Raw genomic sequence first — 26,306 nt, forward strand, 5'->3', positions numbered from 1 at the left:
ATGCGCTACCTGCCGCTTACGCCCGATGACCGCGCCCAGATGCTGGGGGTGATTGGCGCCGCCTCCATTGACGATCTGTTTGCAGACGTTCCTGTCGCCGCCCGGAAGTCCGAGCCCTTCGATCTGCCCTATCATGCGGGCGAACTGGAGGTAGAGCGCGAGCTCTCTGGGCTTGCTGCGATGAACCGCGCGGCGGGGGCGGGGCCTTTCTTCTGCGGGGCGGGCGCCTATCGTCACCACGTGCCGGCCACGGTGGATCATATCATCCAGCGCTCGGAGTTCCTGACCAGCTACACCCCCTACCAGCCGGAGATCGCCCAGGGGACCTTGCAGGTTCTGTTCGAGTTCCAGACCCAGGTCGCCGCCCTGACCGGTCTCGATGTGGCCAACGCCTCGATGTACGACGGCTCCACGGCCTGCGCTGAAGCGGTGATGATGGCCAGGCGGGTGACCCGCCGCAAACGCGCCGTGCTGTCGGGCGGTTTGCATCCGCACTATGCCGCCACCACCCAGACCATCGCCCATGCTGAGGGGATGGACATCGTCCGTCAGACCGTGGCCATCGACGCCGAGGCGGCCGTGATCGCGGCGATCGACTCCGAGACCGCCTGCGTCGTGGTTCAGACCCCCAATGTGTTCGGTGTCGCCACTGATGTCACCGCGATTGCCGAAGCCGCCCATGCAGCGGGTGCCCTGCTGATCGTGGTGACGACCGAGGCGGTGTCCTTTGGCTTGCTCAAGTCGCCTGGCGAGATGGGCGCTGACATCGCCGTGGCTGAAGGCCAGTCCATCGGCAATGCCCTCAACTTCGGCGGTCCCTATATCGGCCTGTTCACCTGCCGGGAGAAGCTGGTCCGCCAGATGCCTGGCCGCCTTTGTGGCGAGACCGTTGATGCCCAGGGCCGTCGGGGGTTTGTCCTGACCCTGTCCACCCGCGAGCAGCATATCCGCCGGGACAAGGCGACCTCCAACATCTGCACCAATTCGGGCCTCTGCGCCCTGGCGTTCACGGTGCATCTCTCCCTGCTGGGGGAGACCGGGCTGCGCCAACTGGCCGAGATCAATCACGACAAGGCCCGGCGGCTAGCCAAGGCGCTGAGCGCCGTACCGGGCGTCGAGGTGCTGACCCCGCGCTATTTCAATGAGATCGCCGTGCGCTTACCCGGCGACGCCAGCCAGATGGTGGAGGCGTTGCTGGAGGATGGGATCGTCGCCGGCGTGCCCTTCTCCCGGCTCGACCCGACGGCAGGCCTGGACGATGTGCTGCTTTGCGCAGCCACCGAAACCACCCTGGACGCCGATATTGACGCCTTTGCTCAGGCCCTGGCCCGGAGGATCGCCCGATGACCATGCAGAATGTTGGCCGGCCCACCCGGCCTGAGGAGACTCAGTCTCTGGACGCGGGGTTCACCTCTCTGACCGGTGGCCGTGGGCTGTTGCAGGATGAGGCCCTGATCTTCGAGCGGGACGGCTGGGGCAAGACTGGCGTCGATCTGCCCAAGGTCGATGCCCCTGCAGATGATCTGGGTGAGCTGGTGCGCAGGAGCCCGATTGGCCTGCCCGGCCTCTCGGAGCCCGAGGCCATGCGCCACTATGTGCGCCTGTCCCAGAAGAACCATGCCATCGACCTGGCGCTCTACCCGCTGGGCTCGTGCACCATGAAGCACAATCCGCGCCTCAACGAGAAGATGGCGCGGTTGGCCGGCTTCGCCGACCTTCACCCCCTTGCCCCCCTGTCCACGGCTCAGGGGGCCCTGACCCTGATGGACCGGCTGTCCCATTGGCTGAAGACCCTGACCGGCATGCCCGCGGTCGCCCTGTCGCCCAAGGCTGGTGCCCATGGGGAGCTGTGTGGCCTGCTGGCGATCCGGGCGGCCCATGAAGCCAAGGGCGATCCCCGCCGGCGGGTGCTGGTGCCCACCTCGGCCCACGGGACCAACCCGGCCACAGCCGCCTTCGTGGGCTATTCGGTGACCGAGATCGCCCAAACGGACGACGGCCGGGTGGACCTTGCCGATCTCGCCGCCAAGCTCGGCCCAGACGTGGCGGCCATCATGGTCACCAATCCCAATACTTGCGGCCTGTTCGAGCGCGACATCATTGAGATCGCTCGGCTGACCCATGAGGCGGGGGCGTACTTCTATTGCGACGGCGCCAATTTCAACGCCATCGTCGGTCGGGTGCGTCCCGGCGACCTGGGCGTCGATGCCATGCATATCAACCTGCACAAGACGTTCTCGACGCCCCATGGCGGCGGCGGGCCGGGCTCTGGCCCTGTGGTGCTGTCTGCGGCCCTGGCGCCCTTCGCGCCGGCGCCTTGGGTGGTGCACGGGGCCGACGGTCTGACCCTGGTGGAGGAGACGGTGGACGCCGCCGCCCAGGCCTTTGGCCGCATGAGCGCCTTCCATGGCCAGATGGGCATGTTCGTTCGCGCCTATGCCTATATGCGCAGCCATGGTGCCGATGGTCTGCGGCAGGTGGCCGAGGATGCGGTGCTCAACGCCAACTATGTGAAGGCCAGACTGTCTGGTTCCATGACCCCGGCCTTCCCGGAAGGGCCGTGCATGCATGAAGCCCTGTTCGATGACTCCTGGCTGGAAGGCACGGGCGTCACCACCCTCGATTTCGCAAAGGCGATGATCGACGAGGGCTTCCACCCGATGACCATGTACTTCCCGCTGGTGGTACATGGGGCGATGCTGATCGAGCCGACCGAGACCGAGTCAAAGCAGGAACTGGACCGCTTCTGTGAGGCCCTGCTGGCCCTGGCTGAGGCTGCCAAGGCCGGAGACGTGGAGCGGTTCAAGGGGGCACCCTTTCTCGCGCCCATGCGACGGCTGGACGAAACCCTGGCCGCCCGCAAGCCGCGACTCACTTGGAAGCCGGATCAGGGTGTGGCGCCGGCGCCGCTCGCGGCAGAATAGCGCCGGCGGGGCCACCAAAGCGCCCGACGTTCGCCTTACTTTCACGCTGTTGGTGCACATATGAGTCTGACGCGCGGGACCTCCGACTCCCCGGACGGGCCGGCCCGCGCGTCACTCCAGGTCTTTCAGCGTGTCCTTCGCACCCTTCGCGCGGCCCCAGGTCCGCACCGCCTCGACCGACGGGATCGGCCGGCTGTCTCGCCGGCTCGCTCGGTTTGGGATGATGCTGCTTGGGGGCGCGATCGTGCTGGTGGGCATTCTGATCGCCCCCTTGCCAGGGCCCATGGGTTTGCCCGTGGCGACGGTGGGGCTGATCCTGATCCTGCGGAATTCATATATGGCCCGCCGGGCCTTTGTCCGGTTCCAGCGCGCCCATCCTAGGACGCTCTATCCGGTGAGACGGCTACTGAGGCGCCGCCCTGAAGTCTTGCCCGTGTTCTGGCAGCTCGTGCTTCGCTCTGAGCGCCTGCTGATCCCGAAGCGCTATCGCGTGGCGATCCAGGGGCGGCACCTGTTCCGGCGCCGCCGCAGGACCTGAAGGCCTATTGCAGTTTAGCGGCCATCTGGCTGATGGCCTTGTCCACCAGGGGATCGGAGCTGGCAGCGGCGAGGCGGCCAGCCAGAACGGTGCGGGCCGCTTCAGCCGCCAGTTCAGCGGCGGCTGACTTCACGTCCGCCATGGCCTGAGCCTCGGCGGTGGCGATTTTCCGTTCCGCCATTTCCGTCCGGCGAACAATCTGTTCTTCGAGCTTGATGGCGGCGTCCTTGCGCATCCGCTCGGCGTCGTCCTTGGCCTGGGCCAGCATGTCGGCAGCCAGACGTTCAGTCTCTTCCCGCTGGACCTTGATCTGAGCGAGCAGACGTTCAGCCTCGGTGCGCAGGTTCTGGGCTTCATCAAGTTCCGCCTGGATACGCTCTGCGCGCGCATCCAGCGCCCCGGCGATGGCGGCGGGGACCTTGAAATAGGCCAGCAGGCCCAGGAAGATCACAACGGCGGATAGGATCCAGAACTCGGGTGTCGCGAATAGGGACATCGGGTCTCTCCTCAGGCCGCGTTACGGGAAAGCGCAGAGTCAACTTCAGCCCGCGTGGGGGCCTTGCCGCTCAGCTTCTCGACAATGGCTTCGGCCGTCTCGGCGGCCAGATTGCGCACATTGGCCATGGCCTGCTCACGCCCGGCCTGGATGCTGGCTTCAGCGGCGGCCAGGCGTTCGTGCAGCTTGGCTTCCTCTGCAGCATTGCGGGTCTCAGCCTCGGCCTTGGCGGCGGCCTTGGCATCCGCGGCGGTCTTCTGCGCCCTGGCGCGCGCCTGGGCCAGTTCGGCTGCGGCTTCGGAGGACTGACGCTCGGCCTCATCCCGTGCCGTGCGCGCGTCAGCGAGGTCGCCCTCGATCTTCGCGGCCCGCGCCTCGATGACCCCGCCCACCCGGGGCAGGAACAGCTTGGACAGAATGACGTAGAGAATCACAAAAACGATGAGCAGCCAGAAGATCTGGCCGGGCCAGTAGCCGAACTCGAACTGCGGCAAGCCCGATGAGCCCTGATCAGCCTCAGTCGTGGTCGCGTAGGTGTCCTGGCTCGGGGTCCCATAGGGGGTGTCGACGGGCGCCGCGCCCGGATCGAGCTCTGGTGTGGTCTGGGCCATCAAGGCGCTCCGTTCAGTCTGCTCAGGTCCATGCGGCAGGTTGGTTGTCCGCAGGGCATGCCATGCGAAAGGCGGGCTGATCGACAGCCCGCCCCCCAACGCACGGATAGTCTCGCCTTAGGCGGCGAACAGGATCAGCAGCGCGACCACGAAGGCGAAGATGCCGAGGGCTTCGGTCAGAGCCATGCCCAGGAAGAGCATCGGACGCTCGCCGGCCGAGGCCGACGGGTTGCGCAGGGCGCCGTTGAGATACTGGCCGAACATGGTGCCGAGGCCGATACCGGCTCCGATCATGCCCAGCATCGCCAGGCCGGCGCCGATGTACTTAGCTGCAAGGGGATCCATCGAAAGTGCTCCGTGAAAGCGATGGGGTCGGGAAACGGGGTGAATAGACGGTCGTGATCAGTGGCTGTGCAGGTTCACGACGTCGTTCAGATAGACGCAGGCCAGCACGGCGAAGACGAACGCCTGCAGGAACGCGACCATGAACTCAAGGGCGGTGATGGCCACGATGCCCGTCAGGGTCACCAGGGCACCCGCGACCCCCATGACGCCCAGGGCGCCGAGGGACACGACGAAGCCGCCGAAGACCTTCAGGACGACGTGTCCGCCAACCATGTTGCCGAACAGACGCAGGGCGAGCGTCACCGGACGGACCAGGAAGGAAATGACCTCAATCACCACCACCAGGGGCAGGACGAAGATGGGCACGCCTGAGGGGACAAAAAGCTTGAAGAAACCAAGGCCGTTGCGGGCAAAGCCCACACCGATGACCACACTGATCACCAGCAAACCCAGGGTGGCGGTCACCGCCAGCTGCGAGGTCGAGGTGAAGAAGTAGGGGATCAGCCCGAGCATATTCATGCACAGAATGAAGGCAAACAGGGTGAACACGAAGGGGAAGTACTTCTTGCCCTCGTGGCCGATGATCGAGTCTGTGAGGTTGTGGATCAGCTCATAGAGCATCTCGCCCACCGACTGCAGTCGGCCCGGGACCACCGCTGCCTTGGCCGACGCTGCGGCAAAGAACAGAGTCACGGTGGCTGCGGAAATGATCATCCACAGGGCCGAATTGGTGATCGAAAGATCGAAGCCCGCGACGGCAGGAAGTTCGAGAACCTGCTTGATCTCGAACTGCTTCATCGGATCGGCCACGCGTCAGTCCCTTTTGCTCTGGCCAGGCCCTGCGGGCCAGCCGTCGTCGTCGTCTTCATCGTCGAAGGGGACCGATGTGGCTGGTCCGGCCTTCGTCGTCGCCTGCGCGCTCATGCGTCCCGCCGAGCGCGAGATCAAGAACATCGCCAGGGCGGTACCCACTAGCACGCCCAGGAGCAAGCCCCAGGGTGAGGTCCCGGCCCATTGATCGAAGAGCCAGCCTAGGCCGAGCCCCCCGAGTACGCCCCCGATCAGTTCGGCCACCAACTTGTAGCCAGCCCCAATCGCCCCCGTGTCGAACTTACCCCTACGGTCCCGCGCCGCGCGCTGGACATTGACGGCGTCCAGTTGAGCTTCGAGGCGTTTTAGCGCCTCTTGGTGCGGATCGGTCGGTTGCGACATAAGCCGTTGACGCCTTCCCGGGGCCTGGGCGGCCAGCCGGCACCCCTGGTTCGATCGCGGCGGAACCTAAAGGGGCGAGGGTACAGCGTCAAGGCGCTGGCGCCTGCGTCTAATTCTTTGATTTGTATTGAGTATCGCGCGTGTCTGCCGATTCGCCCCCCGACGGGCCTACTCGGCGGCCAGGGCCTCGGCCTGACGAAGGTCCACCGAGACCAGTTGCGACACCCCGCGCTCGGCCATGGTCACCCCAAACAGCCGGTCCATGCGGGCCATGGTCACAGGATTGTGGGTGATGGCGATGAACCGGGTCTCTGTGCGGCTGCGCATCTCGTCGAGCATATTGCAGAACCGGTCGACATTGGCGTCGTCCAGGGGCGCGTCGACCTCATCAAGGACACAGATCGGCGCAGGGTTGGCCAGGAAGACCGCGAAGATCAGGGCGGCAGCTGTCAGGGCCTGCTCGCCGCCGCTCATCAGGCTCATGGTGGCCATGCGTTTGCCCGGCGGGCAGGCGTAGATCTCCAAGCCTGCCTCCAGAGGGTCCTCGGACTCCACCAGGCGAAGCTCCGCCTGGCCCCCTTCGAACAGGGTCTGAAACAGGGTCTTGAAGTGGCCGTTGATCACGTCAAAGGCGGCGACCAGGCGTTCACGGCCCTCGCTGTTCAGCTCATCAATGCCCTGACGCAGGCGGGCGATGGCACCGGTCAGATCGGCGCGCTCGGTCTGCATGGTCTCAAGCCGGGCAGCACTCTCGCGGGCCTCGTCCTCGGCTCGCAGATTGACGGGGCCAATCGATTCTCTCTGGCGTTCGAGCGCCGAGAGATGCGCCTCCAGGCCGCCGGCGTCTGCGGGAATGGCCACGGCCTCGTCGGCCAGGCGTCGGGCCAGGGCGTCCGGGTCCAGCCGGGTGGTCTCAAGAATCTGGTCGGCCAGTTCCCCTAGTCGCTGAAGTGCGGCTTCGAGGCGGGCGTCCAAGGCGACGCGGCTCTCCCGCGCCTGGGCGGCGGCGGCGTCAGCGGCCCTCAGCGCACGCTCGGCCTCGCTGCGGGCGGCCTCTCCGGCCTGCAGGGCATCATGGGTCTGGCTCCGGCGGGTTTCGGCGGCGGCGAACGCATCGAGCAAGGCTATGCGGCGGCTCTCGAGCTGCTGGGGCGCCTGCCGCGCTAAATCCAGGACGCCCAGGGCGCGAACCCGATCGGCCTCCAGGACCGCCAGCCGCTGGGCGGCACCCTCAGCCCGACGGGCCCAGTCGTCTCTTTCGCGGGTCAGAGTCGCCAGGCGGCGGGCTCGACCATCCTTCTCTCGGGTCTCCACATCCAGGGCCGAACGGGCCGCGGCTGCGGCTTCCCGGGCCGGGCCAGCGCGATGGCGGGCCTCTATGAGCGCAGCGCTCAGATCCTGGCCGGCACCGCCTGTGTCCACCTCGGCCAGCACCAAGGCCTGCTGAGATTCGGCTTCCGCCAATTCGGCGGTGAACCGCCCGATCATATCGTCAAGGGACTGGGCCTGGGCCTCCCGCCGGGCGTCCTCCCGCTCCAGACGCTCTAGAACGCTTCGGGCCTGGCCCAGGCGTTGTTCGCAGGCGGGGGGCTCGCGACGGGCGGCCTTCTGAGCAGCCTCTGCGTCAGCCAGCGCCCCACGGGCGGCGGTCAGGGCGTCTCTGGCCAGCTGGGCGACTGGCGCCAGGGCTTCGAGCTCGGCCTCCACCTCGGCCAGGCGAGACTTCTGTTCCAGGCGCACGGCGGCAGGCTTCTTGGCCTCCGCCCGGGCGGTGAAGCCATCCCAGCGCCAGAGGTCGCCCTCCCGCGACACCAGCCGACAGCCCGGCGAAATCCGTTGCGCCAGGGCCGCGCCATGCGACCGGTCCACCAGGGCCACATAGGCCAGCCGGGCGGCCAGCTGCGGCGGTGCCTGCACATGGTCTGCCAGGGGTGAGACCCCAGGGGGCCAGACGGGAGCTTGGGCGGTTCCTCCAGCCCAATGGGCCGGCGCCTTGGGGTCCAGGGCGGCCTCAAGATCATCCCCCAGGGCGGCCGCCAGGGCCATTTCATAGCCCCGTGCGGGGGCTATGGCATCCAGGGCCGGGGCGAAGCCACCGCGCAGCTGGGGGGCGACGATCTGGGCCAGGGCCCTGGCCTCGGCGGTGAGGCGCGAAACCTGTTCGTCCTGGCGCCGGGCGGCTTCCCGAGCTGCAGCCTCGGCCGCCTGAGCCGCAGCCTGGGCCTCCTCAGCGGCGGTCTGGCCCTGGCGGGCAACGGTCAGGGCCGCCAGGGCCTGCTCGAACTGACCCCTGGCCTCGGCCATCTGCGGGCTTTCCAGGGGACCCAGGGCGGCGCGCTCGGTGCGGGTCTGTTCCAGGGTCCTGCGGCTACGGGCGACCCGGGTTTCGGCTTCGCTGATTCGGGCTGTGGCCGCGCGCCACTGGGCGTCTTCAGCGGCGACCGCGGCGGCCAGCCGCTCGACCTCGGTGTCGGTGCTTGCCCGGGCTGCTTCAGCCAGGGCCAAGGCGGCCTCCAGTTCGGGGATGCGTTCTGGGGCGGCAGACACTTCCGCCTCAAGGATAGCGATGTCATCCAACAGGCGGGCGAGGGCGGCTTGAGCGTCCTCGGCCATCTGGCTCTCACGGCCGCGATCGGCGTCGATGCGGGCGATCTCAGCCTCGCTGCGGCTGACCTCAGCGGCCAGGGCCTCGGCCTCCCGCTCAATCCGGTCCCGGTCGATGGCCAGCTTACCCAGGACGGCGGCGGCGATGGTCTCGGCGTCCCGCAGGGGTGCCAGGGCAGCGTCAGCCGCAGCCGCCGTGGTGGCCGACGTCGCTGCGGTTCGGGCGCTGGCCTCCACCTCCCGGGCGGCGGCGGCGGCTTCGGCCTTCAGCTGTTCAGCGGCCTGTTGGGCCTGGCTCCAGCGGGCCAGGAGCACTGCCCCCTGCAGGGTGCGAATCTCCGCCGACAGCCGGCGATAACGCTCGGCCTGACGGGCTTCGCGGCGCAGGCGGGCGAGCCCCCCCACAAGTTCCTGGGCCACGTCGTCCAGGCGCGCCAGATTGGCCTCAGCCGCCCTCAGCCGAAGCTCAGCTTCATGGCGCCTGGAGTGCAGGCCTGAGACCCCGGCGGCTTCTTCCAGGATCAGACGTCGGTTCTGCGGTTTGGCGGCGATAAGCTCGGAGATCTGTCCCTGGCGGACCAGAGCCGGAGAATTGGAGCCGGTGGAGGCGTCTGCAAACAGCAGCTGGACGTCCCGGGCGCGGACCTCTTTGCCGTTGATGCGGTAGGTAGAGCCAGCCCCGCGATCGATCCTGCGCACCACCTCCAGCACCGGGTGGTCGTTATAGGCCGCAGGCGCCCGGCGTTCGGCATTGTCGATGGTCAGGGTGACATCGGCATGGTTGCGGGATGGACGCTTGCCGGAGCCGGCGAAGATCACATCGTCCATGCCGCCGGCCCGCATGGCCTTGGCCGAATTGGCACCCATGACCCAGCGCAGGGCTTCCAGCAGGTTCGACTTGCCGCAGCCGTTCGGCCCGACGATCCCGGTCAGCCCCGGCTCGATCCGGAACTCCGTCGGATCGACGAAGGACTTGAAGCCGGTCAGCCGAAGCCGCTGAAAGCGCACGGGCGCCTAGGTCCCCCTCAGGCCTATTTCTGGGCTGCGGCGATGGCGGCGTCGATCTCGGCCATGGTCATGGCGCCTTCCTTGGCCACCTTGCCATTGATCATGATCGTCGGGGTCGAGGTGATACGAGCGTCACGCTGGGTCTTCTCGATCCGGGCGTTGAGCGCGCGCAGGCCCTCTTCATTGGAGATACAGGTCTGGAACTGCTGTTCGGTAAGGCCGGCCGAGCGCGCGACCCGCAGCAGGGTGCCGCGGACATCGCCTGTGGCGAACATGTCCTGCTGGCTGTGGAAGATGGAGTCGATGACGTTAAAGTACTTGTCCTCGCCGGCGCAGCGGGCCAGCAGGAAACCGGCTGCGGCCACCTCGGCGGGCGGGGTCAGGAACTCCTTGAAGGTGTAGTGCACCTTGCCGGTGTCGATATATTTTTCCTTCACCCCCGGGAACACATCCTTGTGGAAGCTGGCGCAGTGGACGCAGCTTAGGGAGGCGTATTCGACCATCTTCACCGGCGCATTGGGGTCGCCCATGGTCATGTCGCCATCGGCGGCGGCGGACGATTGACCCGAGCAGGCCCCCAGAAAGAGGGTCGCGGCGGCGACGGCCATCATAAGGCGGCGGCTGAGGTTCGGCATGAAGGTCGGCCCTTTGGTCATGAGAGTCCGGAAGACAAGTTAAAGCGCGATTCTCTGGGCCTGGCCCATGGCGCCTCTGGATGGCAAGAACCGCCCCGGCGGATCAATGTCAACGGCGCTGGGTCCGTTGGGCGTTTCGCAGTACCCCACGCCCCAGGGCCAGCAGCGCGGCCTTGAGGGGGCCGTCCGGCGCCAGGGCCAGGCCCTGGGTCAGCTCGGCCTCCTGGGCGGCGTCGAGCGGGGCCTCCCGGCGCTTTGGCCCCTGGGCCGGGCTCACCGCCGCCGGTCGAAGGGGTCCTTGGACGATCCGCAGGCGTTCCACCGCCCCGGAACCGAGAAAAAGGTTCACCCGGGCGAGGATCTCAGGGGCCTGATGCTGAATCAGCGACGCCGCCGGTCCGGCCACCCGGATTTCCAGGGCCGCCCCGGCCCCGTTGCGGCCCTTGACAAGCTTTACCGGCTCGGTTCGCCGGGCGATCTGTTCGCCGACGATCTCCCGCCAGCGGGCCTGCAGGGCACCGGGGCCCTGGCCAAACCGGGCGTCGAGGTCGCGGATCAGCTTGGTCAGGCCGCGCCCCGCCGGCGGCGGTGGCCGTGGCGCCGGGCGCGTGCGACGGCGCGCCAGAATCTGGCGAGTCTCTTCCAGGTCAGGGAGCGGGCGGGGGGCCATGGTGGGTCAGATTACACCGAGCGCCTCGCAAGTCAGAGTCCCCCTGCCCAGGAACGGTTTGAGGCCTTAAGTCTGTAGGCGTGAGCCCTGAACAGATCCGCCGCCGACTTCTTGCCTGGTATGACGCCCATGCCCGGGACCTGCCGTGGCGTGTCCCGCCGGCTGCGGGCCAGGGCGGGCTGCGCTCTGATCCCTACCGAGTCTGGCTCTCGGAGGTGATGCTGCAGCAGACCACCGTCCCCCACGCGGCCCCTTACTTCCTGAAGTTCACCGCCCGATGGCCCACCGTTTCGGATCTTGCGGCAGCCCCCGATGACGAGGTGATGGCCGCCTGGGCCGGGCTTGGCTACTACGCCCGGGCCCGTAACCTGTTAGCCTGCGCCAGGGCGGTGGCCCGCGACCATGGGGGGGTGTTTCCTGGCACGGAAGCGGCCCTGCGCGCCTTGCCAGGTCTTGGCCCTTACACAGCCGCAGCTGTGGCGGCGATTGCCTTCGATGAGGCGACCAATGTGGTCGATGGCAATGTCGAGCGGGTCATGGCCCGGCTGTTTGCCGTGGAGACGCCGCTGCCGGCCGCAAAGCCGGAGCTGAAAGCCTTGGCCGGAGACCTTGTGCGTGAGGATCGACCGGGCGACTGGGCCCAGGCGCTGATGGACCTGGGGGCTACAATCTGCCGGCCCAAGTCGCCGCTATGTGATCGCTGTCCTGTGACGGAGGCCTGTGCTGGGCACGCCACGGGGGCTCCGGAAACCTATCCGCGCAAGACGGCCAAGGCTTCCAGGCCGCACCGACATGGGGTGGCCTACATCCTGACCCGCGCCGAAACGGTGGCCCTGGTGCGCCGGCCACCCAAGGGCTTGTTGGGGGGCATGCTTGGGCTGCCCACCAGCGACTGGCGGGCAGCACCCTGGTCAGATGCCGAGGCGAGGTCGGCGGCACCGGTACAGGCCGACTGGCGCAGCGCTGGAGAGGTGGAGCACGTCTTCACGCACTTCTCCCTCACCCTCCGACTGCTGAGGGCTGAAGGGTCGGCGGACGGTGTGATCTGGACCGATAGGCGCGATCTGGAGGCCCTGCCCAGCCTATTCCTGAAAGCCGCCCGCGCCGGGCTGTCGAACCTGCTTTAGGGGGTGCCTTATGCCGCCACCGCCGGGGCGTCCTTGCGCATCTTGATCCGCAGGACGTCGATGGGGGCAAGGCCAGCGTCGGTCTTGAAGTGCCAGTAGGTCCAGCCGTTGCAGGCCGGTGCCGACTGCACCATGGCCCCGACCTTGTGGATTGAACCGGTCATGTCGCCGATCGCCAGGCTGCCGTCGGCCCGGACCTGAGCGGCTCGCTCGCCCTTGGGACAATAGAGCACGTCGCCGGGGCGCAGGAGACCCGCCTCAACGATCTGGCCAAACGGCACCCGGGGCTCGGCGCGCTTGGAGCCGGTGACCAGAAGGTCCTCGGGGGAAACGGGGATCACCTTGGAGATGCGGGTCTTGGCCACCGCCACATACTCGTCTTCCCGCTCCAGGCCGATGAACCGCCGGCCCAGACGCTTGGCGGCCGCACCGGTGGTGCCCGAGCCGAAGAACGGGTCCAGGATCAGATCCCCGGGCTTGGTGGAGGCCAGAATCAGCCGGTGCAGCAGGGCTTCTGGCTTCTGGGTCGGATGGGCCTTGGCGCCGGTGGCGTCCTTGATCCGCTCCTCGCCTGTGCACAAAGGGAAGGTCCAGTCGGAGCGCATCTGCAGCTCGTCATTGGCCATCTTCATGGCGTCGTAATTGAAGGTATAGCGCCGCGCGCCCCGGGACTTGGCCGCCCAGATCAGCGTCTCATGGGCGTTGGTGAAGCGGGTGCCCTTGAAGTTCGGCATGGGGTTGGACTTGCGCCAGACCACGTCGTTCAGGATCCAGAAACCCAGGTCCTGAAGGGTCGCGCCGACCCGGAAGATGTTGTGGTAGCTGCCGATCACCCACAGGGCACCGTCATCCTTCAGCACCCGGCGGCACTCGGCCATCCAGGCCTTGGTGAAGGCGTCATAGGCCGCGAAGCTCTCGAACTGATCCCACTCGTCGTCGACGGCGTCGACCTTGGAATTGTCCGGCCGCAGCAGGTCGCCTCCCAGCTGCAGATTGTAGGGCGGATCAGCGAAGACCAGGTCCACAGATCCGGTCGGGAGCTTCTTCAGCTCCTCGATGCAATCGCCCTGGATAATGGTTTCGGCGGGAAAGCTCATGGACGCCCCTCGGATCTCACAGAAGGGAATCCTCCCCTATCGTAGTGAAGGGGCCGTTTCGAAACGTGGTGAACGAGGAATTAAGCCAAGCGCGTCCCATTGAGCCCGGTGAACCTGGCCCTTCGGGGCTCATTCGCCCCGCAGCGCCTTCTGCACCGGCGCCCAGGTGGTGCGGTGAATCTCGCAGGGACCCAGGCGCGCCAGGGCGCTGATATGGGCTGGAGCGCCATAGCCCTTGTGGCCGGCAAAGCCATAGCCAGGGTAGCGGGCGTCCATCTCGATCATCAGCCGGTCGCGGGCCACCTTGGCCAGGATCGAGGCTGCGGCGATGGACAGGGACTTGCCGTCCCCGCCCACCACTGTCCTGACCGGGCAGGGCAGTTGGAAAGGATAGTTGCCGTCCACCAGGGCGAAGGCTGGGGACACCCCAAGGCTCTCGACGGCGCGGCGCATGGCCAGACCTGCGGCATGCAGAATGTTGAGTTCGCTGATTTCGTCCACCGAGGCGAACCCGACTCCCCAGGCAATGGCTGAGGTCTTGATCTCGATTTCCAGACCCTCCCGGGCCCTGGCGGTCAGCTTCTTGGAGTCGTTCAGACCATGCGGAATACGCGCGGGGTCGAGGATCACGGCCCCGGCGCTCACAGGTCCCGCCCATGGGCCGCGGCCAGCCTCATCCACGCCACAGACCGGCGCGGGGCAGGCAGATTCCAGCAGGAGGTCCGGGGCTCTGAGGGCAGCCGTCTTGCGGGCCATCAGGCGCTCATCGCCGCGACTTCGTCATGCCGGAAGCAGCCGGTGAGGTGGTCATTGACCATGCCCACCGCCTGCATGAAGGCATAGACGATCACCGGACCGACGAACTTGTAGCCCTGGGCTTTCAGCGCCTTGGACACCTCCACCGCGAGCGGCGTCTGGGCCGGGACCTGACCGATCTCGGTCCACTGGTTCTGGATCGGTTTGCCGTCGGTGAAGGTCCAGAGAAAGCTCGACAGGTCCTGACCCTTCTTGCGCATGTCCAGATAGATCCGCGCGCTGGCGATCGCCGCATCGATCTTCGCGTTGGACCGGACAATGCCGGCGTCAGCCATCAGCCGGGCGCGATCAACCTCGCCGAAGCGGGCGACGATCTCAGGATCAAAGCCCGCAAAGGCCTCGCGGAACGCCTCGCGCTTGCGCAGGATGGTGATCCAGGAGAGTCCGGCCTGGAAGCCGTCCAGCACCAGCTTTTCCCACAGCGCGCGGGCGTCGTATTCCGGCACGCCCCAGTCGGTGTCGTGATAGGCCTCATACAGCGGGTCCCCCGCCATGCCCCGCCAGCCGCATCGAATCAGGTCGCTGCTCATGGGCTGCAGTTTTGCGGCCGCAGCCCCCTGGGGCAAGCTCACCGCCTAGGGTTCGAGCGCCCGCTCAAACCAGTCTGGCCGCACGACCCGCACGGGGCGTCCGTCCACCGTCAGCTCAGCACCTGCGATCCGGTCCAGGCGCAGGGAGGCCATGGCCAGGCCCTTTGCGCCGCTCAGTACCTCGCCGGCTCGCAACTCGCCCGCCAGCACCTCGGCACCCGGGGGCGGCATCTCGCCCTCAAAGGTGATCGGAAGAAACCGCGTCTTCACCGTGCCCCGTCGCTTCATGCGCGAGGTGGTTTCCTGGCCGACAAAGCAGCCCTTCTTGAAGTCGATCCCGTTCAGCAGGTCGAAATTGGCCTCAATGGGATAGGTCTTCTCCACCCCCCAGTCGGCGGCGACCGGCACACCCAGGGCGTGGGCGAAGGCGACATAATCCGCTTCAGGTACTTCGGACGCGCCGTTTGGAGATGCCAAACCATAGCCCCTCCAGCCCAGGGCCGGCAGGCGGGGATCAGCCAGGCAGCCATCGCCTGGGGCGAGGTCCTCGCCGAACAGGGCTGCGACCCCAGGCTCAATGGCGGTAATCGTCACCTTGGCCCGCAGGCGATAAATCATCAGCCGCTGCACAATCACGTCCCGGTGCTGGGCGGCCACATCCAGCCAGCAGCCCTCCGCCGTGCCGATCACGAACAGGTCGTAGAGCACCTTGCCCTGGGGGGTGAGCAGCGCGCCGAAGCGAATCTCCCCTTCGGCCAGGGTCTCGACGTTCTGGCTGATCAGATTGTGCAGAAAGTCCCGCCAGTCGGCCCCGCCCAGGGCGATAAGGGCGCGGCTTTCCAGCCGGGCGTAGCTCAGGGTCTGGACCATGTCGCTCCACTTAGGATCGAGGCGGCTCGCGCGCCAGCCAAGGGACATCTATAACAAGTCCATGACGCAAGGGTCGTTTCCCATTCTGTTCATCACCACGCCCCGGATCGGGGATGCGGTGCTGTCCTCGGGGCTGATGGCCAAGCTGCGCGACGAGATCCCCCATGCGCGCTTCACCATTGTCGCGGGCCCGGCGAGCGCGCCGCTGTTTGCCGATGTGCCTGGGCTCGATGAGATCCTCACCCTGCCGAACCCGGACCGCCCCGCCCACTGGCTTTCCCTGTGGCGCCGGGTCCGACGCCGCCGGTGGGGGCTGGTGGTCGACCTGCGGGGCTCGGCCATGGCCAGCTTCGTGCGCACCCGACGTCGGGCGATCCTGAAACCCCAGGCCGGGCCTGCAGTGCATAAGGTCATCGAAGCCGCGCGTTTGCTGAAGCTGGAGGATGATCCCCCCGCCCCGCATATCTTTCTCTCCCCCGAGACGGAGGCCGCGGCGCTATCCCTGACCGAAGGCGAGGGACCGATCCTGGCGGTGGCCCCGGCGGCGAACTGGGTGGGCAAGACCTGGCCCCTGGAGCGGTTTGCTCAACTGGCCATTCGACTGCTGGGCGAAGGCGGCGCGCTGCAAGGGGCGCGGCTGATGGTGCTGGGCGGCCAGGAGGACGCTGGGGTCGTTGCCTCCCTGCGCCATGTGGTCCCCAAGGCGAGGTTCATCGATCTGGTGGGCAAGGCCGACCTGCTGACCAGCTATGGCGCCCTCCGGCAGGCCAGGCTGTTCGTCGGCAATGACACGGGGCTGATGCATCTGGCCGCCGCTGCTGGCGTCCCGACCCTGGGACTGTTTGGCCCCTCCGATGAAACGCTCTACGGCCCCTGGGGATCCTTCACCCAGGTCGTGCGGGGCGGGCGAACCTTCGAGCAGATTCGAGCGCAGGATCCGGAGCTGAATCAGAGTTTCTGTCACATGATGGATCTGAGTGTCGATCATGTCGCTGGGTGCGCAGATCAGTTGCTCAAAGAGACTGAGCAAACCCATAAACGCGTCGTGTGATCTCGCCTAACGCGGAGGGCAGGCGGCGTTCCGCACCCCGGACGAGCACCGTCTGGCCGACAAGGGCCAGCCGACGCGTTCACCCCCTTTCCAGGCACCGCCGCCCGCGTCCATAAAGTCGCATGGACGCAGAGCTTCGCATCGAAACCGCCCCTTTCCGTGACCCGCGCTATGCGCCGCGGCGACTGGAGGTGGAGCGTCGGCCCGACGGGAGCCTGGTGCTCGCCAATCCGACCCCTTTTTCCCAGGCCCTTCAGACCCCGCATGAAGCCCTGCGGCACTGGAGTCAGGCCGCGCCCGATCGTGTCTGGCTGGCCGAGCGTGAGGGTAAGGGATGGCGGACCCTGACCTATGGCCAGGCCTGGCAGGCGGTGACTCAGCTGGCCGGGGGGCTGGCGGCCCGAGGCCTGACCGGGCCCCGACCGATCCTGATCCTGGCCCACAACGGCATCGATCACGCCCTGCTGATGTATGCGGCCATGAGCCAGGGTACGCCTGTGGCACCGGTGTCGCCGCAATATGGCCTGGCGGGCGCCAATCTGGCGCGGCTGACCCACGCCTGCGAGGTGCTGCGGCCCGCAGCCGTATTCACCGAGGACGCCAAGCTGTTTGCCACGGGCTTGTCAGCGGAGATCCTGGCTGGCCTGCCAGTGGTGTCGGTCCGTAATGGCGCGGACGGCCACGTCGACTTCAGCGATCTCTATGGGGCCCCTGTGGCCCCCACGGCCCGCCCGGACCACCATGCCAAGTACCTGCTGACCTCGGGCTCCACCGGCCTGCCCAAGGCGGTGATCATCACCCAGCAGGCGCTCGCCCTGAACTCGGCCCAGATCGCCGCCTGTTTCGAGGATGACGAGCCGCCGGTGATGGTCAATTCCGCCCCCTGGAGTCACAGCCTGGGTGCCAATTCGATCCTGCACATGGGCGCCACCCGGGGCGGCAGCGTCTATATCGACGCTGGACAGCCGACGGCGGCGCGGTTTGCCGAGACGGTGCGCAACCTGCGGGAGATTGCGCCCACCTATCACAACATGGTCCCGGCCGGCTGGATGCTGCTGGTGGATGAGCTGGAGAAGGACGAGGCCCTGGCCCGCACCTTCTTTTCCCGCCTTCGCCTCATGCAGTATGGCGGCGCCAGCCTTGGCCAGGACATCAGCGACCGCATCCAGGCCGTGGCGGTGCGCACCGTGGGCGAAAAGATCAGCTTCGCCAGCGGCTATGGCGCCACCGAGACTGGACCCACGGCCTGCAACGTCCACTGGCCCAATGACCGCATGGGCCTCATCGGCCTGCCGATCCCCGGCACGGCGGTGAAGCTGGTCCCGGTGGCCGGCAAGCTGGAATTCCGGGTCAAGGGGCCGCAGGTGAGCCCAGGCTATCTGGGGCGCCCTGAGCTTTCGGCCCAGGCCTTTGATGAGGACGGCTTCTACATCCTGGGGGACGCCGCAAAGCTGGTTGATCCCGAACGCCCGGAGCTTGGCCTGTCCTTCGACGGCCGGATTTCGGAGAACTTCAAGCTGGCCAGTGGCACCTTTGTCCCTGTGGGAGAGGTGCGGATCGCCGCCCTGTCGGCCATCGGCGGGGCGGTCTCCGATGCGGTGGTCTGCGGCGAGGGTCAGGCGGCGCTTGGCCTGATGTTCTATCCCGACCCCCGCCGGGCCCGCGCCGAGATCGAGGCTGCCGTCGCCCAAGGGCTGGTCGCCTACAATGCCCAGGCCCGTGGCGGTGGGCGGATCGCCCGGGCCCTGGTGCTGGCCGATGGGCCGGACGGTGCCTCAGGGGAAATCACCGACAAGGGCTATATCGCCCAGGCGCTCGCCCGCACCCGCCGCGCCGAGGCGCTGTCGCGTCTCTTCGCTGATCCCCCGCCCGCTGATGTGATGGTGTTTGACTGATGAACGGCGCCGACGCCCTGATCGAGACCCTGTTGGCCAATGAGGTCGACGCGTGCTTCGCCAATCCTGGCACCAGCGAGATGCAGTTCGTGGCCGCCCTGGACGGCCAGCCGAAGATGCGGCCGGTGCTCTGCCTGTTCGAGGGCGTGGCCACGGGTGCCGCCGACGGCTTTGGCCGGATGGCCGATCGACCCGCCTGCACCCTGCTGCATCTGGGGCCTGGCTACGGCAATGGCCTGGCCAATCTGCACAATGCCCGGCGGGCCTTCACGCCCCTGGTCAATGTGATCGGCGACCACGCCACCTATCACCGGCAATATGACGCGCCGCTCAATTCCGACATTCCGACTTTGGTGGGGCCAAACTCCCTGTGGGTGAAGTCGGCTGACGCCGCCGATGACGTGTCGGCTGTCGCAGCCGAGGCGGTTGCCGCCAGCTTCGGGCCCCCTGGTGGTCCCGTCAGCCTGATCCTGCCCGCCGACTCCGCCTGGACCGAGACGACCGTCGGGGCGGTAAAGGCGCGCAAGCCTGAACGGCTTCCCCCCACCGGTGAGGCCATCGAGGCTGCGGCCCGGGCGGTGCGCGCCGCCAAAAAGACCGTCCTGCTGATCGGCGGCCAGGCCTGCCGGGCCGAGGCCATGGTCCAGGCCGCCCGGCTTTCGGCCTATGGTGTACGGGTTCTGGCTGACACCTTCGTTGCCCGGCAGGTCCGGGGGGCGGGTCACTTCCAGCCGGGGCGGATGCAGTATTTCGGCGAAGCGGCCCTTGCCGATCTGGCCGGAACCGACCTCATGCTGCTGGCCGGGACCAGCCAGCCGGTGGCCTTCTTCGCCTATCCGGACCGCCCGAGCCTGCTGGTGCCGGATGGCTGTTCCCTGATGACCCTGGCCAGCCGGGGCGAGGACGCTGCGGCGGGCCTTAAGGCCCTGGCAGACGCCCTAGGCGCTCCAGCTTCCGGGCCAGCCCAGCCCCTGAAACGGCCGGAAGCCGCCCCCACCGGACCCATGACCCCCCAGGCTGCCGGCGTTTCCATCGCCCGGCACCTGCCGGAAGGTGCCATCATCTGCGACGACTCGGTGACCTCGGGCGGCGGGGCGGCCAGCCAAGCCGGCACGGCCGCCCCCCATGAGGTCCTGGCCCTGACCGGTGGGGCCATCGGCCAAGCGATCCCGCTGTCGATTGGCGCTGCCGTGGCCTGTCCTGATCGAAAGGTGCTGTCTCTGAACGGCGACGGGGCGGCGATGTACACCGTCCAGGGACTGTGGACGATCGCCCGGGAGAACCTGGACGTGACCGTGGTGGTGTTCGCCAACCACGCTTACCGGATCTTGGGCATCGAGCTGACCCGCACCGGCGCGGGCGAGGCGGGGCCCTCGGCGGCCAAGCTGCTGGACCTGGGCGATCCCCGCATCGACTGGGTGTCCATGGCCAAGGCCATGGGCCTGCCGGCGGTGCGGTGCGAGACCGCCGAGTCCTTCGAGACCGCGTTCGCCGCCGCCATGCGCCAGACCGGTCCCATGTTCATCGAGGCGGCGATCGGCTGACCGTTCAGGCCGTTTCACGCTCCCGCAATGCAAAGGGCCCGCAGCTTGTGCTGCGGGCCCTCTTTCTTAGGTCGGGTCTAACCGATCAGCTGTTTCCGGGCAGCTTGCAGCCGCCGGCGATCCCCTTGGCGAAGGCGCAGCCAATGGCTTCCACCGAGCTGATGGGGTCTTGCTTGTACTGGATCATGTAGCCAGCCAGACCGTCGGCGCAGGCGACCTCGATATAGGCCGATCCGTCGGCGGTCTTGCCCAGGTACCGCTGAGCCGAGACCACGCAGCTGTCGCGGCCGTGCTTCTTCAGGTCAGCGGTCAGGGTGAGATAGGCGCTGCTTTCGGGGTTCAGGCCGCAGCGATAACCGACAATCGGCGCATAGGCGCAGTTGTGGATGGTGCTCTTATTGAGTTCAAAGACACCAACGCCGCCCGGCTTGCCGCCTTGGCAGACCAGTTCCACCACGTCCTTGGCGCCCTGAGCCGGGAACACTGCGTACTTTTCAACGTCGCAGTCGAAGCCAGCGGCCTTGGACAGGCGGGTGTAGAGCGCGGCCTGCTCGGTGGCCGCTTCACGGGCGTCGGTCAGGGTGCAACCGCCGAGGACGCCCAGGGCGCGGGCGCAGTCCCAGGAGTCCGCCAGCTGACCTGCGGTGCTGACCTTGTAGATGTAACCCTTGCCGTCCTCACAGGCGGCTTCGAAATAGGTGCTGCCATCAGTGGTGGCGCCCACAAAGCGGCGTTGGGTGATCGCGCAGCTCTTGGCGTCAGCCGCAGCCATCTGGTCGACGACTTGCAACCGCGAGGCCGCATCGCCCAGTTCGCAACGGATGTTGGTGTCAGCCTGGTCGTAGATCAGGCAGTTGGTGGCATCGACCGTAGCGTCGGGGGTGGCCGGATTGCTGGTGTTCAGGATGTAGCCCGAAGCACCGCCCTCGCAGGCGACTTCGAAGAAGCTGTTGGTCGCGCTGCGGCCAATGAAGCGGCTGTTGATGATGGGGCAGGTGACCCCGTCCTTGGCGGCGAGCTTGGCCAGTTCGGCCTGGGGGTTCTGGTTGCCGGGCAGCTGGCAGGCCAGGGCTGAAGGCTTGCCGTCTTCGGTGGGGGCCGACGCTTCAAGACAGGTATAGGCGCTGGTGGCGCCGCCAGCCACGGCCTCGATCGCAAAGCCCATGCCCTCCTGGCAGTCGACCTCGTAATAGGAGGTGGAGGTCTTGGCCCGGCGGTTCTCGTTCTTGCCGATCAGGCGGGCATCAACGACCTGACAGTTCAAGCCGGCGGCCGCCACCACGGCGGGGGCCTCGGCCATGCCCTGGGTGCGGGCCTTCTCAGTGACACCGGCGTCGCGGGACTGCGACATCACAGCGGCCGGCGCCAGGGCGACCAGGGCCAGGGCTGCGGCGAGCCCGATTGTCTTGCGCCTCATGATAAGCTCATCTCCTGGGGGTGGTTCCTCTGGGCGGAGATAAGACTCCGCGAACGATTGGGGTCAAGGTGGCGTCTTGCGACGACCAAACTGTGGCGCCCGTCTTTTGCCCCTTGAACCGGCGCCTTTCGATAGCGTTCGCCGGCCTTTCGGGGTTTTCAGATCCTGCAGCGGGGACGATGAACGGGGGCTGACGGGGCTGAGCAAGCCTTCGGCGCCAGAACGCCGTCGACGCTCGCCCTGCGCCCGCCTAGAGTTTACCCAGTAAGATAAAATGAGAGGACCGACATGAACGCCCATGTCATCGCCGAAACGTCTGACGGGGTCCTGACCCTGACCCTGAACCGCCCGGAAAAGAAAAATGCCCTGACCCGGGCCATGTATCAGGCCCTGGGCGACGCCATCGACGGGGCGGAGTTCGACAAGGACGTCCGCTGCGTGCTGATCCAGGCCGAGGGCGACATGTTCACCGCCGGCAACGATCTGGCCGACTTCGCCGCGGTCAATGCCGGCGAAGGCGCGGCCAACGACGCCCGTCGGGATGGCAACCCCCTGCTGGCGGCCCTGGCCCGGGCCAAGACCCCCCTGGTAGCTGCGGTCAATGGCCGCGCCGTCGGCGTCGGCGTCACCATGCTACTGCACTGCGACCTGGTCTATCTCACCGAGGACTCGGTTCTGACCACGCCCTTCGTCAATCTGGCCCTGGTGCCGGAAGCGGCTTCCAGCCTGACCCTGCCTGACCGAATCGGCCACGCCCGGGCCTTTTCCATGTTCGTGCTGGGTGAAGCCGTAGACGCCCAGAAGGCCCTGGCCTGGGGCATCGCCAATGAAGTCCTGCCCCGCTCAGAGCTCCGCGCCCGTGCCCGGGCTGCGGCTATGGCCGTCGCCGCCCGTCCGCCAGCCGCCGTCATCATCACCAAGGCCCTGATGCGCGACCCTGTGGCGCTCGCCGAACGCATGGACCGGGAGGGCGTGCACTTCTCCGATCAGCTGAAGTCGCCGGAAGCCAAGGAGGCCTTCGCCGCCTTCGCCGAAAAGCGGGCACCGGACTTCGCCAAGGTCGGTGGCCGGTGAAGTTCGGCGCCTTTACCCCGGCCCGCATTGTCGCGGGCGAGCATGACCTCAATGGCCGCAACATCATCGTCACTGGCGGCGCCAGTGGCATCGGCCTGGAGACCGCCCGGGCGCTGGCCGGCGCCGGGGCCGACGTCATGCTAGCGGTCCGGGACCGCTCGGCCGGGGAACGGGCGGCGGTTCAGATCAATGAAAGCATCGGCGCCGACAAGGTGGTGGCCGGGACCCTCGATCTGGCCAGCCTGTCCTCAGTCAGTTCCTTCGTCGACGCCTGGGGTGACGAACCCCTGGACGTGCTGATCAACAATGCCGGGGTCATGGCCTGTCCGCAGGCCTATACCTCCGACGAGCTGGAGATGCAGATCGGGGTCAACCACTTCGGCCACTTCCTGCTCAGCGTGGGCCTCGCCCGGGCGCTGATGAACGCCGCCGACGAGGACCGCGCCGCCCGGGTGGTGGCCCTGTCCTCCATCGGTCACCGCCGCAGCCCGATCCATTTCGACGACATCCACTATCGCCAGCGCCCCTACGACAAGTGGGAGGCCTATGGGCAGTCAAAGACCGCCAACGCCCTGTTCGCCCTGGCCTTTGATGAGCGCTTCGCCGAGCACGGGATCAACGCTAACGCGGTCATGCCCGGGGGCATCATGACCCCGCTTCAGCGCTTCCTCTCTCACGAGGAGATGGCGGCCATGGGCTGGCTGGACGAGGACGGCAAGCCGGTGGAGGGCTTCAAGACGCCGGAACAGGGTGCCTCCACCAGCGTCTGGGCCGCCGTGGCCGAGGAGCTGGAAGGCGAAGGCGGCCTCTATCTGGAGGACTGCTCGGTGGCCATGCCCTGGACCAAGGACAAACCCAATCATGGCGTGATGGACCACGCCCAGGACCCGGAAGCCGCTGAACGGCTGTGGATCCTGTCAGAAGAAACCGTGGGAGCGACCCTATGAGCCTGCAAGGCAAGACCCTGTTCGTCACCGGCGCCAGCCGCGGCATTGGCCTGGCCATCGCCCTCCGCGCCGCCCGGGACGGCGCCAATGTGGCCATCGCCGCCAAGACCGCAGAGGCCCACAAGCACCTGCCCGGCACCATCTATTCGGCCGCCGAAGAGATCGAGAAGGCCGGCGGCAAGGCCCTGCCGCTGATCGTCGACGTCCGCGACGAGGCCAATGTCCTGGAGGCCGTCGAGCAGGCCGCGGCCAAGTTTGGCGGCATCGATATCTGCGTGAACAACGCCTCGGCCATCCAGCTGACCGGCACCCTTGCGACCGACATGAAGCGCTATGACCTGATGAACCAGGTCAATGCCCGCGGGACCTATCTGACGTCCAAGGCCTGCATTCCGCACCTGAAGCGCAGCGCCAATCCCCACGTCCTGATGCTGTCGCCGCCGCTCGACATGAACCCCCGCTGGTTCAAGGGCCATGTGGCCTACACCATGGCCAAGTTCGGCATGAGCATGTGCGTGCTGGGCATGGCCGAGGAGTTCCGCGAGGACGGGATCGCCTTCAATGCGCTGTGGCCCCGCACCGGCATCGCCACGGCCGCCATTCAGTTCGCCCTGGCCGGCGAGGAAGGCATGAAGAGCTGCCGCACCACCGACATCATGGCTGATGCGGCCTACGCCATCTTCAACAAGCCCGCGCGGGACTTCACCGGCAATTTCCTGATCGACGACACCTTCCTCTATGGCGAGGGCGAGCGGGACTTCGACAAGTACCGGGTCGATCCCACCGCCCCCCTGATGCCCGACTTCTTCGTGCCGGAGGACTCCGTTCCGCCGCCCGGCGTGAAGATCGGTTAGGGCACCAGGCCATGAGCGCCTTGCCGACCGGGGCATGTTGGCCTCAGGCAAGCGAGCAAAGGGAGCGCACCGGTTGAAGGCCGTCTTCGATGCAAAGCCGAACTCCGGCTATGACGACGAAATCGTGCGCCGTTATCACTTCCCGACCAGAGGCGAAGACTATCTTGCATCTGCAGAAGCGGCCGTTGGGGACTGGATCGTCTACCGAGGAACCCGGAGAGGGGGGCAGCCGGGCTATTTCGCGGTAGCGCGGGTAACCCACCTTGAAGCCGATCTGGCGCGCCCTGCCCACATGTACGCTTATGTGTCTGACTATTTGCCGTTCGACAGGGTGATTCCGTTCGAAGTTGGGGGACGGTACTGGGAAGCCCCTGTGCGCGCCGTAGACCGACGCGCTGTCGGTCGAAGTGTCCACGGCAAGTCGGTGCGCCCACTTTCAGACCAAGACTTCGGCGCCATTGTTGCCGCTGGTCTGGAAAAGACCTTGGCTCCAGAGAACGCCATCAGGCTAGGCCTGACGGATGTCCCTGTTCCCGGCCTTGGGGAAATTGCAGCACACTTCGACGATGGCGCCGTACCCGGTCTCGGCCATGTGCGACAGGTCGAGGAGATTCTTGTTAGCCGAAAGATCCGGGACGCCAGTTTTCGCCGCCAGATTTGCGAGGCTTACGATGATCGCTGCGCCGTTACCGGCCTGAGGATCATAAATGGCGGAGGGCGTTCTGAGGTGCAGGCGGCGCATATCTGGAGCGTCGCCGATGGAGGACCTGACGTTGTCCAGAACGGCCTGGCACTGTCAGGAACAGTCCATTGGCTATTTGATCGCCACCTGATTTCGCTGACCGACAGGTTCGAGTTGCTTGTGTCTCACAACAAAGTTCCGGCTGAATTGAGGGGCCTATTTGCTAGCCAGATGAACCGAATTCATCTGCCGCATGACGAGCGACTTTGGCCTCACCCCACCTATCTTGAACGACATAGGGAACGCTTCATAGCTGCTTAGGCCTGATGACCCCTATGCCCCCCAATGAAAAGGCCCCGGTTCCTGCGAACCGGGGCCTCTATGTTTGGTCGTGTGACCGGCTGACGCTTAGGTGCTGGCCGGGGCCGGGGCGGCGCCCTGGCTGGCGAGGGGACCGCGCGAGAGCGGCAGGAACTTGTCGCTCATGGCCGGCATGGCTTCGGAGAGGATGGTGTCGACGCTCCAGCCGGTGTCCTTGGTCTGGGTGGCGATCGGACGGGGCTGCGAGTAGAGGATGATGTTCTCACCCGAAGCACCGAACACCTGGCCCGAGATGTGCGCGGCCGAGGGCGAGACCAGGGCCACCGACAGGCGGGCCGGCTGGTCGGGACGGATGGCCTGGGCCATGGCCTCGCGGCGCTTGGCGGCGGCTTCGTCCTTCACCGGGACCGACTGGGTCATGCGGGTCCAGGCGACGGGGGCCAGGCAGTTGGCGCGGACGTTATTGCGTTCGCCCTCCATGGCGATGATCCGCGACAGGCCAGCGATCCCCATCTTGGCCGCGCCGTAATTGGCCTGGCCGATGTTGCCGATCAGGCCCGAGGTCGAGGTGAAGAACATGTAGGCACCGTCGTTCTGATTGCGGAACAGCTCGATGGTGGCGCGGGCCACATTGAACGAGCCGCGCATGTGCACGTCGATGACCTTGTCCCAGTCGTCTTCCGACATCTTGTGGAACATCACGTCACGCAGGATCCCGGCCGGATTGATCACCGCATGCAGGCCGCCAAAGGTGTCCATGGCCTGCTCGACCATGCCTTCCACCGCCTTGTAGCTGGTGACGCTCTCGGAGTTCGACGCCGCTTCGCCGCCGGCGGCGCGGATTTCCTGGGCCACCTGTTCGGCAGGACCGGCAGAGCCTTCGTCTTCACCCTTCAGGCCACCGCCCAGGTCATTGACCAGAACCTTGGCGCCCTGCTGCGCGGCAATCAGCGCGCATTCCCGTCCAATACCGTTGCCGCCGCCGGTGACGAGGACAACCTTGCCGTCTAATACGCCCATGGATCTATCTCCCTAAAA

The 26,306-nt window shown here is 66.9% G+C and carries 25 protein-coding genes; 11 read left to right on the forward strand and 14 right to left on the reverse strand.

The window, feature by feature from the left end:
- The 3 genes from gcvPA (at position 1) to MH112_RS12855 (ending at position 3,462) form a co-directional block, all read left to right on the forward strand.
- Entirely contained in the window at positions 1 to 1,347 is a 1,347-nt protein-coding gene (gcvPA, locus tag MH112_RS12845) for an aminomethyl-transferring glycine dehydrogenase subunit GcvPA (RefSeq protein WP_296568354.1), read from the forward strand.
- Complete coding sequence (gcvPB, locus tag MH112_RS12850; RefSeq protein ID WP_296568355.1) at positions 1,344 to 2,924, forward strand: aminomethyl-transferring glycine dehydrogenase subunit GcvPB; 1,581 nt, start codon at positions 1,344 to 1,346, stop codon at positions 2,922 to 2,924. Before gcvPA ends, gcvPB begins: the two co-directional genes overlap by 4 nt.
- Positions 2,925 to 3,054: 130 nt before the next feature.
- A complete protein-coding gene (locus tag MH112_RS12855) occupies positions 3,055 to 3,462 on the forward strand; it encodes a hypothetical protein (protein ID WP_296568357.1) in 408 nt (135 codons plus the stop codon).
- 4 nt (positions 3,463 to 3,466) lie between these two features.
- Here the strand turns inward: MH112_RS12855 and MH112_RS12860 are convergent, their stop codons facing one another.
- The 8 genes from MH112_RS12860 to MH112_RS12895 all read right to left on the reverse strand — a co-directional run bounded on the left by MH112_RS12860 (position 3,467) and on the right by MH112_RS12895 (position 11,043).
- Entirely contained in the window at positions 3,467 to 3,958 is a 492-nt protein-coding gene (locus tag MH112_RS12860) for an ATP F0F1 synthase subunit B (RefSeq protein WP_296568360.1), read from the reverse strand.
- Positions 3,959 to 3,969: 11 nt separating this feature from the next.
- A complete protein-coding gene (locus MH112_RS12865) occupies positions 3,970 to 4,569 on the reverse strand; it encodes a hypothetical protein (RefSeq protein ID WP_296568361.1) in 600 nt (199 codons plus the stop codon).
- Between the two features lie 117 nt (positions 4,570 to 4,686).
- Complete coding sequence (locus MH112_RS12870) at positions 4,687 to 4,914, reverse strand: F0F1 ATP synthase subunit C (RefSeq protein ID WP_293321260.1); 228 nt, start codon at positions 4,912 to 4,914, stop codon at positions 4,687 to 4,689.
- A gap of 57 nt (positions 4,915 to 4,971) precedes the next feature.
- Positions 4,972 to 5,724, reverse strand: a complete 753-nt coding sequence (locus MH112_RS12875) for a F0F1 ATP synthase subunit A (protein WP_296568364.1) — start codon at positions 5,722 to 5,724, stop codon at positions 4,972 to 4,974.
- Positions 5,725 to 5,727: 3 nt separating this feature from the next.
- A complete protein-coding gene (locus MH112_RS12880) occupies positions 5,728 to 6,126 on the reverse strand; it encodes an AtpZ/AtpI family protein (protein ID WP_296568367.1) in 399 nt (132 codons plus the stop codon).
- A gap of 168 nt (positions 6,127 to 6,294) precedes the next feature.
- Entirely contained in the window at positions 6,295 to 9,738 is a 3,444-nt protein-coding gene (smc, locus tag MH112_RS12885) for a chromosome segregation protein SMC (RefSeq protein WP_296568393.1), read from the reverse strand.
- Positions 9,739 to 9,761: 23 nt separating this feature from the next.
- Positions 9,762 to 10,373: a DsbA family protein gene (locus MH112_RS12890; RefSeq protein WP_296568394.1), complete on the reverse strand. Its 612-nt coding sequence runs from the start codon at positions 10,371 to 10,373 to the stop codon at positions 9,762 to 9,764.
- Positions 10,374 to 10,482: 109 nt separating this feature from the next.
- Positions 10,483 to 11,043, reverse strand: coding sequence for a DciA family protein (locus tag MH112_RS12895; protein ID WP_296568396.1), 561 nt, complete (start codon positions 11,041 to 11,043; stop codon positions 10,483 to 10,485).
- Between the two features lie 80 nt (positions 11,044 to 11,123).
- Between MH112_RS12895 and mutY the strand changes: the two genes are divergently transcribed.
- On the forward strand, positions 11,124 to 12,170 hold the full coding sequence (gene mutY, locus MH112_RS12900) for an A/G-specific adenine glycosylase (RefSeq protein WP_296568399.1): 1,047 nt from the start codon (positions 11,124 to 11,126) through the stop codon (positions 12,168 to 12,170).
- Positions 12,171 to 12,178: 8 nt separating this feature from the next.
- Here the strand turns inward: mutY and MH112_RS12905 are convergent, their stop codons facing one another.
- The 4 genes from MH112_RS12905 to MH112_RS12920 all read right to left on the reverse strand — a co-directional run bounded on the left by MH112_RS12905 (position 12,179) and on the right by MH112_RS12920 (position 15,483).
- Positions 12,179 to 13,267 (reverse strand): site-specific DNA-methyltransferase, encoded by a 1,089-nt coding sequence (locus MH112_RS12905; RefSeq protein ID WP_296568401.1) that lies wholly within the window; start codon positions 13,265 to 13,267, stop codon positions 12,179 to 12,181.
- A 129-nt stretch (positions 13,268 to 13,396) separates the two neighbouring features.
- Positions 13,397 to 14,023 carry a ribonuclease HII gene (locus MH112_RS12910; protein WP_296568402.1) on the reverse strand — a complete coding sequence of 209 codons (627 nt, stop codon included), beginning with the start codon at positions 14,021 to 14,023 and terminating at the stop codon, positions 13,397 to 13,399.
- Positions 14,023 to 14,613: a DNA-3-methyladenine glycosylase I gene (locus MH112_RS12915; protein ID WP_296568405.1), complete on the reverse strand. Its 591-nt coding sequence runs from the start codon at positions 14,611 to 14,613 to the stop codon at positions 14,023 to 14,025. Before MH112_RS12915 ends, MH112_RS12910 begins: the two co-directional genes overlap by 1 nt.
- Before the next feature lie 45 nt (positions 14,614 to 14,658).
- Entirely contained in the window at positions 14,659 to 15,483 is an 825-nt protein-coding gene (locus MH112_RS12920) for a folate-binding protein (protein WP_296568408.1), read from the reverse strand.
- A gap of 61 nt (positions 15,484 to 15,544) precedes the next feature.
- On the opposite strand from MH112_RS12920, the gene MH112_RS12925 reads away from it, so the two are divergent.
- From MH112_RS12925 to MH112_RS12935, 3 genes are all read left to right on the forward strand, one after another.
- Positions 15,545 to 16,534 carry a glycosyltransferase family 9 protein gene (locus MH112_RS12925; RefSeq protein WP_296568410.1) on the forward strand — a complete coding sequence of 330 codons (990 nt, stop codon included), beginning with the start codon at positions 15,545 to 15,547 and terminating at the stop codon, positions 16,532 to 16,534.
- A 122-nt stretch (positions 16,535 to 16,656) separates the two neighbouring features.
- Positions 16,657 to 18,429 (forward strand): feruloyl-CoA synthase, encoded by a 1,773-nt coding sequence (locus tag MH112_RS12930; RefSeq protein ID WP_296568412.1) that lies wholly within the window; start codon positions 16,657 to 16,659, stop codon positions 18,427 to 18,429.
- Entirely contained in the window at positions 18,429 to 19,973 is a 1,545-nt protein-coding gene (locus tag MH112_RS12935; protein WP_296568413.1) for an acetolactate synthase large subunit, read from the forward strand. The genes MH112_RS12930 and MH112_RS12935 overlap by 1 nt, the downstream gene beginning before the upstream one ends.
- Positions 19,974 to 20,058: 85 nt before the next feature.
- Here MH112_RS12935 and MH112_RS12940 read toward each other — a convergent pair whose 3' ends face one another.
- The gene (locus MH112_RS12940) at positions 20,059 to 21,390 is read right to left on the reverse strand and encodes a hypothetical protein (RefSeq protein WP_296568415.1); all 1,332 of its coding nucleotides are present in this window, start codon (positions 21,388 to 21,390) and stop codon (positions 20,059 to 20,061) included.
- A 288-nt stretch (positions 21,391 to 21,678) separates the two neighbouring features.
- Here MH112_RS12940 and MH112_RS12945 point away from each other — a divergent pair, with 288 nt between their 5' ends.
- The 4 genes from MH112_RS12945 to MH112_RS12960 all read left to right on the forward strand — a co-directional run bounded on the left by MH112_RS12945 (position 21,679) and on the right by MH112_RS12960 (position 25,268).
- Positions 21,679 to 22,464 (forward strand): enoyl-CoA hydratase-related protein, encoded by a 786-nt coding sequence (locus tag MH112_RS12945; RefSeq protein ID WP_296568417.1) that lies wholly within the window; start codon positions 21,679 to 21,681, stop codon positions 22,462 to 22,464.
- Positions 22,461 to 23,411, forward strand: a complete 951-nt coding sequence (locus MH112_RS12950; protein ID WP_296568418.1) for an oxidoreductase — start codon at positions 22,461 to 22,463, stop codon at positions 23,409 to 23,411. The genes MH112_RS12945 and MH112_RS12950 overlap by 4 nt, the downstream gene beginning before the upstream one ends.
- A complete protein-coding gene (locus tag MH112_RS12955) occupies positions 23,408 to 24,265 on the forward strand; it encodes an NAD(P)-dependent oxidoreductase (protein ID WP_296568420.1) in 858 nt (285 codons plus the stop codon). Before MH112_RS12950 ends, MH112_RS12955 begins: the two co-directional genes overlap by 4 nt.
- 73 nt (positions 24,266 to 24,338) lie before the next feature.
- Positions 24,339 to 25,268, forward strand: coding sequence for an HNH endonuclease (locus MH112_RS12960; RefSeq protein ID WP_296568423.1), 930 nt, complete (start codon positions 24,339 to 24,341; stop codon positions 25,266 to 25,268).
- Positions 25,269 to 25,355: 87 nt separating this feature from the next.
- Here MH112_RS12960 and MH112_RS12965 read toward each other — a convergent pair whose 3' ends face one another.
- Complete coding sequence (locus MH112_RS12965; protein WP_296568424.1) at positions 25,356 to 26,288, reverse strand: SDR family NAD(P)-dependent oxidoreductase; 933 nt, start codon at positions 26,286 to 26,288, stop codon at positions 25,356 to 25,358.
- Positions 26,289 to 26,306 lie beyond the last annotated feature (18 nt).

This window comes from Phenylobacterium sp., assembly GCF_022402485.1.
In the GTDB taxonomy this organism is placed as follows: Bacteria; Pseudomonadota; Alphaproteobacteria; order Caulobacterales; family Caulobacteraceae; genus Phenylobacterium.

What these genes read in the sequence shown, in the direction of transcription:
- MH112_RS12890 (WP_296568394.1), bottom strand. Translation starts at nt 10,373, where the DNA reads ATGCCGAACCTCAGCCGCCGCCTTATGATGGCCGTCGCCGCCGCGACC.
- MH112_RS12940 (WP_296568415.1), bottom strand. Translation starts at nt 21,390, where the DNA reads ATGAGGCGCAAGACAATCGGGCTCGCCGCAGCCCTGGCCCTGGTCGCC.
- gcvPB (WP_296568355.1), top strand. Translation starts at nt 1,344, where the DNA reads ATGACCATGCAGAATGTTGGCCGGCCCACCCGGCCTGAGGAGACTCAG.
- MH112_RS12870 (WP_293321260.1), bottom strand. Translation starts at nt 4,914, where the DNA reads ATGGATCCCCTTGCAGCTAAGTACATCGGCGCCGGCCTGGCGATGCTG.
- MH112_RS12965 (WP_296568424.1), bottom strand. Translation starts at nt 26,288, where the DNA reads ATGGGCGTATTAGACGGCAAGGTTGTCCTCGTCACCGGCGGCGGCAAC.
- MH112_RS12920 (WP_296568408.1), bottom strand. Translation starts at nt 15,483, where the DNA reads ATGGTCCAGACCCTGAGCTACGCCCGGCTGGAAAGCCGCGCCCTTATC.
- MH112_RS12880 (WP_296568367.1), bottom strand. Translation starts at nt 6,126, where the DNA reads ATGTCGCAACCGACCGATCCGCACCAAGAGGCGCTAAAACGCCTCGAA.
- MH112_RS12895 (WP_296568396.1), bottom strand. Translation starts at nt 11,043, where the DNA reads ATGGCCCCCCGCCCGCTCCCTGACCTGGAAGAGACTCGCCAGATTCTG.
- MH112_RS12860 (WP_296568360.1), bottom strand. Translation starts at nt 3,958, where the DNA reads ATGTCCCTATTCGCGACACCCGAGTTCTGGATCCTATCCGCCGTTGTG.
- MH112_RS12945 (WP_296568417.1), top strand. Translation starts at nt 21,679, where the DNA reads ATGAACGCCCATGTCATCGCCGAAACGTCTGACGGGGTCCTGACCCTG.
- MH112_RS12915 (WP_296568405.1), bottom strand. Translation starts at nt 14,613, where the DNA reads ATGAGCAGCGACCTGATTCGATGCGGCTGGCGGGGCATGGCGGGGGAC.
- MH112_RS12935 (WP_296568413.1), top strand. Translation starts at nt 18,429, where the DNA reads ATGAACGGCGCCGACGCCCTGATCGAGACCCTGTTGGCCAATGAGGTC.
- MH112_RS12905 (WP_296568401.1), bottom strand. Translation starts at nt 13,267, where the DNA reads ATGAGCTTTCCCGCCGAAACCATTATCCAGGGCGATTGCATCGAGGAG.
- MH112_RS12925 (WP_296568410.1), top strand. Translation starts at nt 15,545, where the DNA reads ATGACGCAAGGGTCGTTTCCCATTCTGTTCATCACCACGCCCCGGATC.
- MH112_RS12955 (WP_296568420.1), top strand. Translation starts at nt 23,408, where the DNA reads ATGAGCCTGCAAGGCAAGACCCTGTTCGTCACCGGCGCCAGCCGCGGC.
- gcvPA (WP_296568354.1), top strand. Translation starts at nt 1, where the DNA reads ATGCGCTACCTGCCGCTTACGCCCGATGACCGCGCCCAGATGCTGGGG.
- MH112_RS12930 (WP_296568412.1), top strand. Translation starts at nt 16,657, where the DNA reads ATGGACGCAGAGCTTCGCATCGAAACCGCCCCTTTCCGTGACCCGCGC.
- MH112_RS12910 (WP_296568402.1), bottom strand. Translation starts at nt 14,023, where the DNA reads ATGGCCCGCAAGACGGCTGCCCTCAGAGCCCCGGACCTCCTGCTGGAA.
- MH112_RS12865 (WP_296568361.1), bottom strand. Translation starts at nt 4,569, where the DNA reads ATGGCCCAGACCACACCAGAGCTCGATCCGGGCGCGGCGCCCGTCGAC.